Below are 14,469 nucleotides of genomic sequence, written 5' to 3' on the forward strand. Positions count from 1 at the left end.
CGTACATTATTTCTGTGATTGCTCATCGCTAAATAAACGATCTACACCTTGCGTTACTGTTAATTGCCCATTGAGGATTTGGCGCTCTAGTAACTGCACTTGTTCCTTGCGATTTGGGTCTCCGTAAAATGCATCAATTAAATGATCCGTAATCATAGATTGGAACCAATCTCTCGTTTGATTTTGACGTCGGATAGACCAATAGTTATTTGCTTCTACCGTTTGCCTAAATTCACCGATTGTATCCCACACTTTATCGAGTCCCTTTTTCTCCCACGAACTAACTGGCATGGCAGTAGACATCCAACCTGGTGTTGCAGGTTGAAGGAAATGCAATATTTGCTTGTATTCGGAAACAGTTTTTTTCGCTAGTCGAACATTGTCACCATCCGCTTTATGCACAACAATTGCATCCGCCAATTCCATGATGCCCTTTTTCATACCTTGAAGCTCATCTCCTGCACCTGTTAACACGAGCAACAGGAAGAAATCGACCATACCGCGGACGTATGTTTCACTCTGTCCAACACCAACTGTCTCAATTAAAATGACATCGTAGCCCGCTGCTTCACATACAAGCATCGTTTCGCGCGTCTTCTTATGGACACCCCCCAGGGTACCAGCAGACGGTGATGGACGAACGAATGCATTCGGCTTTTTCACCAGTTCTTCCATGCGCGTTTTATCGCCTAAAATACTGCCCCCTGATAATGAAGAACTCGGGTCTATTGCAAGGACCGCTACTTTTTTACCCATCTCACATAACATCGTTCCGAAAGCTTCAATGAAAGAGCTTTTACCAGCCCCTGGTACTCCCGTAATCCCTATACGAACACTGTTGCCTGTATGCGGTAAAAGTTCCTGTAATAACTCCTGAGCCTGTGCTTTATGGGCACTATTAGAACTTTCAATGAGCGTAATGGCTTTTGACAACTGTACACGTGAGCCTGCACGTACATCTCGTGCAAGCTCCAGTATATTAAGGTTGTCTGCCTTTTTCTTTCGGAATTTTTTCGGTATACCATACTGCATACCGTCGTGAGATGCTTCCACGCCACCCATGACAAATAGAGCACTTTCCTGCATCCCTTTGTTTTTGTCCATTATTTAGACACTTCCTCGTAACCTAAACGTTTATAGATTTCCTCAATAATTTTAATGGCAGATACAGGTATCACTGTACCAGGACCAAAGATCGCCACAGCACCTGCTTCATAAAGGAATTCATAATCTTGTGCTGGAATAACGCCGCCAACGATAATGATAATATCTTCACGCCCAAGTTTTTTCAGTTCAGAAACCAATGCAGGTACTAAAGTTTTGTGACCTGCTGCTAATGATGATACGCCGATACAATGTACGTCATTTTCAACAGCCATTTGCGCAGTTTCTTCAGGTGTCATGAATAGTGGTGAAATATCTACGTCAAACCCTAAGTCAGCATAGCCAGTTGCAATAACTTTTGCACCTCGGTCATGTCCGTCTTGTCCCATTTTCGCAACTAAAATACGTGGGCGACGACCTTCATTTTCAAGGAACTCATCTGTCATATTTTTCACTTCAGTAATTTGTTCTTCGTCAGAGAAGTTAGCAGAATAGACGCCTGAAATGGAACGGATGATGGCTTTATGACGACCAGATACAACTTCGATTGCATCAGAAATTTCTCCCAGTGATGCACGAGCACGCGCTGCATCTACCGCTACTGCAAGTAGGTTTTCCTCACCATCTTGTGCTGCTTTCGTTAAGCGTGCAAGATGTTTTTGTACTTCTGCCTCATCACGAGCTGCTTTCATAGCATCTAAACGCTCAATTTGCTTTTGACGTACTAGTGTATTGTCGATATCAAGAATGTCGATTGGCTCTTCTTTGTCCAGACGATATTTGTTCACACCAACGATTGTTTCTGATTTCGAGTCAATTTTCGCCTGACGTTTCGCCGCAGCTTCTTCAACCTTCATCTTTGGAAGACCTGTTTCAATCGCTTTTGCCATACCACCAAGTTCTTCAATTTCTTCGATTAACGCCCAAGCAGATTCAGTGATTTCATCTGTTAGTTTTTCAACATAATATGAACCACCCCATGGATCAATCACTTTTGTCATGGCTGTTTCTTCTTGTAAGAATAACTGCGTATTACGTGCAATACGTGCAGAGAAATCTGTTGGTAAAGCAATTGCTTCGTCAAGTGCGTTCGTATGAAGAGATTGCGTATGCCCCATTGAAGAAGCATTGGCTTCGATTAATGTACGCGTCACGTTATTGAATGGATCTTGCTCTGTTAAAGACCATCCAGAAGTTTGTGAGTGTGTACGTAATGCTAATGTCTTTGGATTTTTTGGATTGAACGTAGACATCATTTGCGCCCAAATACGGCGTGCCGCACGCATTTTTGCCACTTCCATGTAATAGTTCATACCAATCGCCCAGAAGAATGATAAACGTGGTGCAAAGGCATCGATATCAATACCCGCTTTTAACCCTGTACGAACATACTCAAGTCCGTCGGCTAGCGTGTAGGCAAGTTCAATATCATTTGTAGCACCTGCTTCTTGAATATGGTAGCCCGAAATAGAAATAGAGTTAAATTTCGGCATGAATTTCGCAGTATATTCAAAAATGTCCGCAATAATTTTCATCGACATTGCAGGTGGATAAATATATGTGTTACGGACCATGTATTCTTTTAAAATATCATTTTGAATTGTTCCAGCTAGCTGGTCTGGTGTTACCCCTTGCTCTTCAGCAGCAACGATGTAGAAGGCAAGTACTGGCAGTACAGCACCATTCATCGTCATAGATACAGACATTTGGTCTAACGGAATTTGATCAAATAAAATTTTCATATCTTCGACAGAGTCAATGGCAACCCCAGCTTTACCAACATCACCTGTAACGCGTGGGTGGTCTGAATCATAACCACGGTGCGTTGCTAAGTCAAAGGCAACTGAAAGCCCTTTTTGACCCATTGCAAGGTTACGTTTATAAAAGGCATTTGATTCTTCAGCAGTAGAGAAACCTGCATACTGACGAACTGTCCAAGGACGGGCAACATACATAGTAGGGTATGGTCCACGTGTATTCGGTGCTATACCAGCTACATCATGTAAATGTTTCACATCTTTAATGTCATCTTTTGTATAAATATCTTTAATTTCAATACCTTCATTTGTCATGAATTTTTCATCTGACGCCGCAGGAGCTTCAGTTGATAATACTTTTTCGATTTCAATTGCACTAAAATTAGGCTTGCTCATCGTTGGACCTCCTTCATGCTAGCGAACACTGAATTTAATTTTTCAATGATGTTCTGTCCTGCGAAAATAAAGCCGTTTAAGCCATTTGCTAACCAAGCTTCTTCTTCGTCTTTAAATTTACCTGCAACGTCTACAATGACGTTTGCTGGTTTTTTAGCTAAAATCGCTGGTACTAATTCTTTTGTAGTATCGTCATTGCCTGCAATAACAACATATTTTGCTTCTGTTGTATTTAGCCAAGCGAGCGCTTCCTCAACTGTTGCTACTGGTTCGCTTTTTTCTGGTACTAGACCAACAGTGTTTAAGAAACCAGATACAAAGTCTGCACGAGGTTTTGAACTTTTTAGTGAACCTAATGCTAGAATTCCTGTTTTCACATTGGCAGCAGTCATTTGTGCTCGCAGTTGCTCAAACGGAATCGAAATACGCTTCACATCTGCAAATAATGGGTTCGTTTCACTTTCAAGTACATCTGCTGGATTTGCATAAATATTCGTACCAATAACCGATTGTTTGCGTGTTTGTGCCGCTTTAATTCGCGCTTGGTAAGATACTTCTAATGCTTCTGCCAATTTACCGGATGCCGCATACGCGTCCATTCCACCAGCAGCTTCAATTTCTAAGAATAATGCCCAAGCTTCTTTTACGAAGTCCGCTGTTAATGATTCAATGAAGTATGAACCACCGGCAGGATCTGTTATTTTTAAAACATTTGTTTCTTCTTTTAACACTAAAGATACATTTCGAGCAATACGAACGGATTGTTCTGTAGGCTTCGTTAATGCATCATGTGGGTGAACTGTAAATACATCCGCACCGCCAATTAATCCAGAAAGCGCTTCATTTGCTGCACGTAGTAAATTTACGTAAACATCCAATTTCGAGAAGCTTCGTAGAGAAGTTTCCGCAAGCGTTGGAATTTTCACATTCTCTTCCACACCATAAGCGGATGAGAACGCTTTCCAAAGTACTTTAAATGCACGTAACTTCGCAATTTCTGTGAAGAATTGTGTATCAATCGCAAATGAAACATAAAATTTTTGTGCAAAAGCTTCAAAGTTTTCTTCTTGCTCTGCATATTTTGCTGCAATAGCAAGTGCATACGCTAATTCTTGTACGGCATTAGCGCCTTCATTATGGTAAGTTACTGTGTTTGCACTAATTGTTCGTACATTTGGCAATCCTTCAAGCTTGATAGGGTTTTTAGCTACAATATACCCATTCACAGTTTCACGCTGTTCATTTGTGATGTTGTCAAATACTGCTAACAATGGATCATTCTCGTCTTTTACCGTTATTTTAAACGAATATTCAGAGAAATAAGGAGCTAGTTGTGCCAATATTTCTTCAGACCATTCAAAGTTTACACGGCTATCAATTGTCACAATCTCATTACCACGAGCTAAACTATCATCAAGTTGAGCGAAAAATGCTTCACTTGTTTCTGCATAAACTTGCTGTGCCACACGAAATACTTGACTATTTTGCAGGGAACGGATTGTGGCAACTTGTTTATCTAGTTCATCTCCAAGTTTTGCTACTAAACTTTCTTGTGTATAAAGTGGTTCTAAAGTAACACCCTCACTTGTTTTCGTTAAAAGAGACTCGAATGGTTTCCCTTTTAAAGCTTTGATTGCTGCATCTTGCCATTCTGAATAGGACGGCTTTTCAAATTCAATATTTTTCATGTTGTTTGACATGCGGACGCTTAATCAGCTTCCCCCCTTAGTAGTTTCTATTTGTTATTCTACATGACAAATTGCGACTCGAAAAGCAAAAAAAAATCGGAAACCGTTATACAACAGGTTTCCGACAAGTCATCAGTAGACTGACGTCGAAGATTTATTTGTATTTTCGAGTATTTCTTTTACTCTATTTAGGAATTTACCACAAACTAATCCATCTAATACACGATGATCTAAAGATAAACATAAATTTACGATATCGCGTGCTGCAAACATTCCACCAGGTAAAACAACTGGTTTTTTTACAATACTTTCCACTTGTAAGATGGCAGCTTGCGGATAATTAATAATACCCATCGACTGCACAGAACCGAAAGCACCCGTATTATTAACTGTAAAAGTACCACCTTGCATATTGTCCATTGTCAGTTTTCCTGTGCGTACTTTTTGGGCAAGCTCGTGAATTTCTTTAGCAATCCCTTTAATGGACTTTTCATCAGCGTGTTTTATAACAGGGACAAAAAGTGCATCGTCTGTTGCTACCGCAATGGAAATATTTATGTCATGTTTTTGGATAATTTTATCACCCGCCCACATAGAGTTCATCATTGGGAACTCTTTTAAAGCTTGTGCAACGGCCTTTACAAAGAACGCAAAGTAGGTAATATTAAAACCTTCCTTTTGCTTAAAGTCCATCTTTATACTATCCCGATAAGCCACTAAATCCGTTACATCAACTTCCATCATCATCCAAGCATGTGGGACTTCTTGAGCACTACGTACCATATTATTCGCAATGGCACGGCGCACATTCGTTACCGGAATTTCAATGTCGCCTGTTTGCAACACTGGCGAGGATGCGATTGGTTTTGTTGGTGTTTCGACAGCGGCAACAGGTTGGCTACTAGCCGTTGTTGCAACTGCAACTGGCTCAGAAGGTGTTACATCTTTTGGCGTTGGTATATTTCCTGCGTCAATGAGTTGTTGTAGATCTTTTCGTGTAATACGGCCACCCTCTCCTGTACCAACAACTTGCTCAAGTGGAATATCATGTTCTTGCGCCAGTCTAAGTACAGCAGGCGAATAGCGGTTTTTTTGCTGTCTCACTGAATTTGCTGATGCAATAGGTGCAGTAACTTCCTTCGGAGACTCTTGTTTTTTCTGAATCCCTGCATTTAATATTGCAGCACTTACTGTTGACTTTTTCACTGGTGGAGACGCTGGCACTTCACCGTCACCTGCGATTTCAATGGAACAAACCACTGCTCCAACTGGTAACGTTTGCCCTTCTTCTGCAAGTAGTTCTGTAATGACCCCTTCAAAAGAAGATGGGATTTCTGCATTTACTTTATCCGTCACAACTTCTGCTAATGGATCATATTTTTTTACTGTATCACCTGGTTGTACGAGCCATTTTTCGATTGTACCTTCTGTTACGCTTTCACCGAGCTGTGGCATCGTAATGCTTTGAATCGCCATTATCTTTTCCTCCCATCAATTACGCCCCCATCTAGTCAACCCGAATTTTGAATTGTCCATGTACGGCATGCCATTGCAAAATTCGAGATAACTATTTTGAGAAGCTTCAACTTTTTTTCGCAAGCCTTTAAGCCTACTCAAAAGAAACTACTAATTAGATATGCATCTCCTGAGGAGATTTTTAGAATGCAGCTAAATCTCTCAATGCCTGCTCTACTTTTTCAGGATTTATCATGAAAAACTTTTCCATTGTAGGCGCATATGGCATTGCAGGTACATCTGGTCCAGCTAAACGTTGAATAGGCGCATCAAGGTCAAATAAGCAATGTTCTGCGATAATGGCCGCAACCTCACTTATAATACTGCCTTCCTTGTTATCTTCTGTTACAAGCAATACTTTTCCTGTTTTACTTGCCGCTTCAATAATAGCTTCTTTATCTAACGGATACACTGTACGTAAATCTAAAATATGGACAGAGATGCCATCTGCCGCTAAACGCTCGGCTGCCTGTAAAGCGAAATGAACGGCTAGACCATACGTAATGACCGTAACGTCTTCCCCTTCTCGCTTCACATCTGCCTTGCCGATTGGTAATGTATAATCGTCTAATGGGACTTCCCCTTTGATTAGGCGATACGCACGCTTATGTTCAAAGAATAATACCGGGTCTTCATCACGAATTGCTGCCTTTAACAAGCCTTTCGCATCATACGGAGTGGAAGGAATAACAATTTTCAAACCGGGTGTTCCAGCAAAAAGTGCTTCTACCGATTGTGAATGATAAAGCGCTCCGTGAATCCCACCACCAAAAGGAGCACGGACTACTATAGGACAAGTCCAGTCATTATTGGAGCGATAACGGATTTTCGCAGCTTCCGATACAATTTGGTTCACAGCAGGCATTATAAAGTCTGCAAACTGCATTTCAGCAATTGGACGCATGCCGTACATTGCCGCGCCAATACCAACTCCTGCAATCGCACTTTCCGCAAGCGGTGTATCTAACACACGATACTCCCCAAACTGCTCATAAAGACCCGTAGTTGCTTTGAAAACGCCACCTTTACGACCAACGTCCTCTCCTAAAATGAAAACTCGTTCATCTCGTTCCATTTCTTCCTTCATCGCTAATGTAATCGCATCAATATAAGACATTACTGCCATTACACGTCACCTCCGTCCACTGGTGCATATACGTACTTCAAGGCTTCCTCTGGTTTAGCGTAAGGAGCTGCCTCTGCATAGTCCGTCGCTTCATTTACTTCGGCCATCACACGCTCTTCTATTTCAGTACGAAGAGATTCCGTCATAATGCCAGCATCTTGTAAATACTTCTCAAACAATACAATCGGATCCTTCGCTTTGCCTTCCGCGATATCTTCTGCTGTACGGTATTGACGATCATCATCATCCGAAGAGTGTGCAGTTAAACGGAATGTCACCGTTTCTATTAAACTTGGCCCTTCACCGCTACGAGCGCGTTCTGCCGCCTCTTTGACAACCTTATAAACTTGCAGTGGACATTTGCCGTCTACTGTTACGCCTGGCATGCCATAGCCAATACCACGATCGGATACTTTTGCACAACCTAACTGACGTTCCACTGGTACTGAAATAGCATATTGATTGTTTTCTACCATTATAATGACTGGTAGTTTATGCACACCGGCAAAATTTGCCCCTTCATGGAAATCACCTTGGTTGGAAGAACCTTCTCCTAACGTAACAAAGGCGATGAAATCCTCCTTTTGCAAGCGCCCCGCAAGCGCCACCCCAACAGCATGCGGTACTTGTGTTGTTACGGGTGAAGAACCAGTCAAAATGCGGTTTTTCTTTTGCCCAAAATGCCCGGGCATTTGGCGGCCGCCAGAGTTTGGATCTTCAGCCTTTGCAAATGCTGATAACATCAGCTCTTTTGGCGTCATACCAAAATGTAAAACTACGCCCATATCTCGATAATACGGTGCAATATAATCTTTATTTTTATCTAGCGCAAATGCTGCTCCAACTTGTGCAGCCTCCTGTCCCTGACAAGAAATTACAAATGGGATTTTACCTGAACGGTTTAATAACCACATGCGCTCATCTAATCTTCTTGCCATTAACATCGTTTCGAACATAGCAAGGACTTCTTCATTCGTTAACCCTAAATCTTCATGTTTCAGTTGAACGTCTTGCATATGAACACCCCTTTCGCATTAGAAAACGTGCTAAAGTGCCTGTATTTTGCGCACAAGCTCCTTTAGTATCTCAATTTATGTCGGTCTTTTTATCAGTTGTAACTCGGCGTAATGTCTGTAGACGCATTAAAAATGAATAGCTCGCTTATCGACAGCTAAAGCTGATTCCACTAATACTTCATTTAATGATGGATGTGGATGGATTGCTTGACTAATTTCCCAAGGAGTTGCATCTAATAATTTCGCTAATGAAGCTTCTCCTATTAAATCTGTTACATGCGGCCCTACCATATGAATACCCAAAATATCGTCCGTTTTTTCATCGGCTATTATTTTAACAAAACCATCTGATTCTCCATTAACAAGCGCCTTACCTATTGCTTTAAAAGGAAATTTACCAATCTTTAATGCATGCCCTTTTTCGCGAGCAGCACTTTCCGTTAAACCGATACTAGCCACTTCTGGGAAGGAATACACACATTTCGGTACTTGCAAAACATCTAACGGCGCTACTTTTCCTGTCGCAATATGTTCAATAGCGGACAAGCCTTCATGTGAGGCAACGTGCGCCAATTGTAAACCACCGATTACATCTCCAATGGCATACATATGTGATTCCTTTGTTTGATAAGAATCGCGTACTTGAATAAAGCCGTTGTCGATTTCAATATCGGTATTTTCTAAACCAATGCCATGTATATTTGCTTCACGTCCAACACAAAGCAATAATTTCTCTGCTTCAAATTGTTCCTCATTATCCTGAAGCTTCGCCGAAATGAAAACGTTATCATTTTCTATTTTAAAGCTATCTGTATTTAACCGAGCATTCGTCACAATGCGCACACCACGATTTTCAAGCTGTTTTGTCACTTCTTTTACAATATCCGCATCCTCGGCTGGTAAAATCGTAGGACCGTATTCAATTACAGTTACAGCTACTCCAAAATCACAAAGCATAGATGCCCACTCGATGCCGATTACACCACCACCAACAATCAATAATGAAGTCGGTAATTCTTCCATTTGCAATGCATGGTCAGAATTCATGACATACTTCCCATCAACCGTTAATCCTGCCATTCCTCGTGGCTTCGATCCTGTTGCAATGACAACATTGGTAGGAACAAGCATTTCATTTTCCTCACCATTGCGCATCTCTACTGATATAGTACCTGACATTGGTGAGAAAATAGATGGTCCTAAAATTCGACCTGTTCCTTCATAAACATCAATTTTGCCTTTTTTCATCAGTGTATTCACACCTTGGCTTAATTGCTCTACTATTGCTTGTTTGCGCGCTTGCACCTTATTGAATTGCAAGGTAACACCTGTAATGTCTACGCCAAATTCACTCGCGGTTTTATTGGCCATACGATATACTTCAGCACTTCGAAGTAATGCTTTACTCGGAATACAGCCTTTATGTAGACAAGTACCACCAAGTCGTTCACGTTCCACAATAGCTGTTTTTAAGCCTAATTGTGCCGCACGAATTGCTGCAACGTAGCCACCTGTCCCTCCCCCTAAAATAACAACATCATAATTTTGAGCCATATGTTATTCCTCCTTATGAGAAAAGTGCTAAAGCCTCTCTCTCCTAACTGGCGTCATAGTGCAATCCATCGAGGAAAAGCGCTGTATCGCCACAGGCAACAATCTCTATCTGAAAGACATTGCAATGAAAGGTGTACGTCACTTATTGTAATGACGAATCTATTAGCCTAGACATTTATTTACTACTATTTAAACAGAAGAAGTCGACAATGCGACTTCTCTTTAGCGAATAGACGTTGTTAACGGCCGTTCAAAATATTTTTTTCATTTTTTAAGAACTGACTACGCGATTTCGCTACACGAGCAATACGTTCTTCTGCCAAACGATTTGCCGCAACATATGTTGGAATACTATCACGTTTGGAAATTTCAAAGATTTTTTCAATACTATCGTAAATACCATCTACACGTTTCATCGCTCGTTCACGATTATAGCCATACAATTCGTCCGCGACATTGATTACACCACCTGCATTAATGACATAGTCAGGTGCATAAACAATGCCTAGCTCGTGTAAATAATCTCCATGTCGTGAATCTTGTAGTTGGTTATTAGCAGAACCAGCAATAACTTTTGCTTTTAATTGCGGAATCGTTTCGTCATTTAAAATTGCGCCAAGTGCACACGGTGAGAAAATATCGACTTCTTGTGAATAGATTTCATCAGGTGCAACTGCTGTAGCGCCAAAATCATTGACAACACGATCAATAGCCGCTTGGTTAATATCTGTTACTACAAGTTTTGCACCTTCATTATGTAAATACTCGCAAAGCTTGTAAGCTACGTTTCCTAGCCCTTGTACCGATATAGTACGACCTTCTAGCATATCCGTACCAAATGCTTCTTTCGCCGCTGCTTTCATGCCACGATAAACGCCATAAGCAGTTACTGGTGAAGGATTACCCGATGAACCAAACGCTGGCGATATACCTGTAACGTAATTTGTTTCCTCATGGATTAAATCCATATCTGTTACGGTTGTACCAACATCTTCAGCGGTAATATAGCGACCGTTTAATCCTTGAATGAAACGACCTAAAGCACGGAACATTTCTTCGTTTTTATCTTTAAATGGGTCCCCAATAATGACCGTTTTTCCACCGCCAAGGTTTAAACCAGCAGCTGCATTTTTATATGTCATCCCGCGTGCTAATCTTAATGCATCCTCAATCGCATTTTCTTCTGTCGCGTAGGTCCACATACGAGCACCACCTAATGCTGGTCCAAGTGTTGTGTCATGGATAGCGATAATCGCTTTTAACCCAGATGCTTCGTCTTGGCAAAATACCAATTGTTCATAATCATACTTTTCCATATACTTGAAGATTTCCATGAAAACTCGCCCCTTTGCTTTGGAAAGTGCAACCCCTAATGCCCATCCCAATCAAATTTTAAAAAAATGATAAAACTGTTTTGCAATGGATAATATCGCTCCATTTAATTTTACAATACTGACAAATTCACAATTTCGCAACTATTATTACACTTTTCCTACTAAGTAAGAATTTTCTAAAAATTCAGTTACGATTACTAGTTTTTGAGCTTCTTCCTGCGCTTTTACGAGACGCCTTAGATTCATAGGCTTTCTTGACATTCCATTATCCACAGGTACAATTAAAGTTAGGTATGAGGAGGGACATGTATGGCTCGTTTTGCTGCGTTTATTGTCATGCTAATTCCAGGTCTAATGGCCGCAGGTGGCATTAAATTTATGCGTGATACATTATTCGGTAAGCTCATCTCACCTTTCCCATTTTTATGGCTACAATTTGTTGTTGGCATCATTTTCTTTGTTGTCGGCTTTGGCTTTTTCGCAGGCTTTTTATTACACCGCGATCGAAAAAAAGGAAAAGTGGCTCCGCGCTTCCAAAAAAAATAAAAATAGCTATCCAAATAGGCCACAGAACTTTGTGACTTACTGGATAGCTATTTTTATTGACGTAGCTGTACATGGATAACTTTATCCGGAAAATCAGTAATCCACCCTACTACGGATGTATGTGGATTCGTCAAAAACTTTTCACTGCCATCAATCGCATAAAAGCGACATGTCTTAGCACTAGCTACACATGCCTCTAAATAGCGGGGTTTATAATACTTTTTATGCATATGAACACAATCAATTGCCTTATAATCACTCAGCAAATCCCATTTTAATTTTTTTGTGGCGATTAGCGCTGTTTCATGCTGTGGCGCATGACGTTTCACAACCTCTAACAGCTCATAATGAAATGATGAAAAATGGCTACCTGCTGGTAATTTAAGCCCTTGAAGCAGTTGAACGAGCGCATCTTGATTGTCAAGAATGGTCGATTTTAATTCAATATTCAGTGGGAGTTGGTGTTTATTTGCCCATGCTAAAACCGCTTCAAATGTCGGAATTCTATACGATGAAAAAAACCTTCTCCACGGCTTCCCTAATTTAAAGCTCTGCAATTCCGCTATTGTGCAATCATTCACTAGCTTATTACTGCCTACTAATCTTGATAATTGCGGATCATGGTAAACAACGGGTATCCCTTCTTTTGATAGCTGAATATCTAACTCAATCCCATTGGCACCTAGCTCTAATGCTTTTTCAAACGCTTTGAAACTATTTTCTAGCGCATAAGCAGACGCCCCGCGATGCGCAAACACAGGGATGAATGATTCATTATACATTCAGCTCACCAAACTCCAGTAAAAATTTTCCGTTCGTCATTTTATTTAACAACGAGGACTTTTTGCCAATTTGAATATAGGTACCAGGATAGGCTTCCTTTGTAACAATAATTTCTTCTTTTCCAGCATGACGCATTTCATCCATCATTAACTTAATTTCACGATCTAGCGTCACCGCTTCTGCTTTTAACTTTGATAAGCTTTGCTTTGTTTCTTCAAAGGCAGCAATTTGCTGTGTAGACATTTGCTTAAGCAGCGGTAGTAAACTTGTAATCTTCGCTTCACGCTCTGAAATATCGGATTGCAATTGCTTTAACTGTGTTGCTTTGTCTTGCATCATTGCATAACTTTCCTGTTTATTGACACTTTCAATGATTAAATCAGTTCTCCGCTCTAGACGGTTTCCCGAAATGGCTGTAACAATTGTATTTTTTGCAACAGCACGCCCACCAATGATTTTTCCTCTGCGCTCATCGACAAAAATGGAATGGGCAGTAAGTTGTGATCCAAGTGAATAAAAACCGATATGAATACTATCATCTGCGACTAAAATAGCTTCATTGACATGCTTCACGAAAATATTGCCACCGGCTTCAACGAGTGTTGAACCCAAACCAAAAATACCACCTCGAATGTATACATCACCTTCGATTGATTTAATTAGTTTTGCGCCGCTTACCCCTTCCGCACCTTCAATGGAAATATCTCCGGTTGCAATAACAGTATAGCCAGTTGTAACGGTTCCCTTAATGCTTAAAGAGCCATTAAACTCTAAATTCCCCGTCTCAACGCCTACATCTCCATGAATTGGTAGATGGCGATTTACACCAATCGCACCTTTGACATCATCTAACACACCCGCTATTTTCGAACGAATGACGATTTTACCATCTTCTTCTACTTCATACGCTGATTTTTTGTCATATCGAATAGGAAAATCACGACCAGGTGCTGCCGCAATCATTTCACCGAGTACATTTTGACCAGGCTTGCCCATCGTTGCAGGAATTTTCTCACCGAGCCAAGAGCCTTCTGAAATTTCTGAAATAAAATTCATGTCGTAGTAATCGGCTTTCCCATCTTCACGAATGACAGGTTTTCTTTCAGGTTTAGGTAAATATGTAATTTGTGCATCCGTACCTGCCACAGGTGACGTTCCTTGCGCAATTAAAAACGCTTTGCCAGGTTCAACCTTTGAAATATCAAAGTCTAAAATGCCATAAATAATGCCTTGATCCGCTAATGTTTCCAAAATTTGTTCCGTTAATTTTTCTTTATTCTTTTGAATATAATCAGCTGTTTCATATATAAATATAGAGGCAGACATTTTATCTCGAGCAATTTCAGCTTCAACATTTGGAAGCCAGCGTCCAATCTCAACAGGACTTGTGCTTTCTGTCGCTAGTACAGTTTTTAATATAGAAAAATTAGATAACTTTAGTCGTGGGTGACTACGTAAGACGCCATCAAATTCTTTTAATGGAAACCCAGCGCTGTATGTAAGCATAAATACCTTTCCGTTTTCTTCCGATATTTCGAAGTTATCATTTCGAACTAGAATCACGCTACCTCCTCCTTCCCTCTATATGTAAGTATATACAATCTATTTACATTTGTTTAGAGACAATTGTCACTACTCATAAAGAAAATA

11 protein-coding genes are annotated in these 14,469 nt (G+C 40.6%); 1 reads left to right on the forward strand and 10 read right to left on the reverse strand.

Going from position 1 to position 14,469, the window contains the following annotated elements:
* Positions 1 to 6 precede the first annotated feature (6 nt).
* The 8 genes from meaB to I5435_RS13980 form a co-directional block, all read right to left on the reverse strand.
* Positions 7 to 1,104 carry a methylmalonyl Co-A mutase-associated GTPase MeaB gene (gene meaB, locus I5435_RS13945; RefSeq protein ID WP_337982458.1) on the reverse strand — a complete coding sequence of 366 codons (1,098 nt, stop codon included), beginning with the start codon at positions 1,102 to 1,104 and terminating at the stop codon, positions 7 to 9.
* Positions 1,104 to 3,257 (reverse strand): methylmalonyl-CoA mutase, encoded by a 2,154-nt coding sequence (scpA, locus tag I5435_RS13950; RefSeq protein WP_024361153.1) that lies wholly within the window; start codon positions 3,255 to 3,257, stop codon positions 1,104 to 1,106. Before scpA ends, meaB begins: the two co-directional genes overlap by 1 nt.
* Positions 3,254 to 4,957 (reverse strand): methylmalonyl-CoA mutase family protein, encoded by a 1,704-nt coding sequence (locus I5435_RS13955; RefSeq protein ID WP_025219914.1) that lies wholly within the window; start codon positions 4,955 to 4,957, stop codon positions 3,254 to 3,256. The genes scpA and I5435_RS13955 overlap by 4 nt, the downstream gene beginning before the upstream one ends.
* A 120-nt stretch (positions 4,958 to 5,077) precedes the next feature.
* Positions 5,078 to 6,421, reverse strand: a complete 1,344-nt coding sequence (locus I5435_RS13960) for a dihydrolipoamide acetyltransferase family protein (RefSeq protein WP_025219915.1) — start codon at positions 6,419 to 6,421, stop codon at positions 5,078 to 5,080.
* Between the two features lie 181 nt (positions 6,422 to 6,602).
* On the reverse strand, positions 6,603 to 7,586 hold the full coding sequence (locus I5435_RS13965) for an alpha-ketoacid dehydrogenase subunit beta (RefSeq protein WP_337982459.1): 984 nt from the start codon (positions 7,584 to 7,586) through the stop codon (positions 6,603 to 6,605).
* On the reverse strand, positions 7,586 to 8,602 hold the full coding sequence (locus I5435_RS13970; protein WP_024361157.1) for a thiamine pyrophosphate-dependent dehydrogenase E1 component subunit alpha: 1,017 nt from the start codon (positions 8,600 to 8,602) through the stop codon (positions 7,586 to 7,588). The genes I5435_RS13965 and I5435_RS13970 overlap by 1 nt, the downstream gene beginning before the upstream one ends.
* Positions 8,603 to 8,728: 126 nt before the next feature.
* Positions 8,729 to 10,156 carry a dihydrolipoyl dehydrogenase gene (gene lpdA, locus I5435_RS13975; RefSeq protein ID WP_337982460.1) on the reverse strand — a complete coding sequence of 476 codons (1,428 nt, stop codon included), beginning with the start codon at positions 10,154 to 10,156 and terminating at the stop codon, positions 8,729 to 8,731.
* A gap of 239 nt (positions 10,157 to 10,395) precedes the next feature.
* Positions 10,396 to 11,490: a Leu/Phe/Val dehydrogenase gene (locus I5435_RS13980; protein WP_025219917.1), complete on the reverse strand. Its 1,095-nt coding sequence runs from the start codon at positions 11,488 to 11,490 to the stop codon at positions 10,396 to 10,398.
* Between the two features lie 309 nt (positions 11,491 to 11,799).
* Between I5435_RS13980 and I5435_RS13985 the strand changes: the two genes are divergently transcribed.
* On the forward strand, positions 11,800 to 12,036 hold the full coding sequence (locus tag I5435_RS13985) for a DUF2627 family protein (RefSeq protein WP_010859733.1): 237 nt from the start codon (positions 11,800 to 11,802) through the stop codon (positions 12,034 to 12,036).
* A gap of 53 nt (positions 12,037 to 12,089) precedes the next feature.
* Here the strand turns inward: I5435_RS13985 and I5435_RS13990 are convergent, their stop codons facing one another.
* Both I5435_RS13990 and I5435_RS13995 read right to left on the reverse strand, forming a co-directional pair.
* Complete coding sequence (locus I5435_RS13990; protein WP_024361160.1) at positions 12,090 to 12,818, reverse strand: glycerophosphodiester phosphodiesterase; 729 nt, start codon at positions 12,816 to 12,818, stop codon at positions 12,090 to 12,092.
* On the reverse strand, positions 12,811 to 14,382 hold the full coding sequence (locus I5435_RS13995; protein ID WP_025219919.1) for a flagellar assembly protein A: 1,572 nt from the start codon (positions 14,380 to 14,382) through the stop codon (positions 12,811 to 12,813). Before I5435_RS13995 ends, I5435_RS13990 begins: the two co-directional genes overlap by 8 nt.
* Positions 14,383 to 14,469 lie beyond the last annotated feature (87 nt).

The organism is Lysinibacillus sp. C5.1 (assembly GCF_016350185.1).
GTDB classification, from domain to species: Bacteria; Bacillota; Bacilli; order Bacillales_A; family Planococcaceae; genus Lysinibacillus; species Lysinibacillus sphaericus.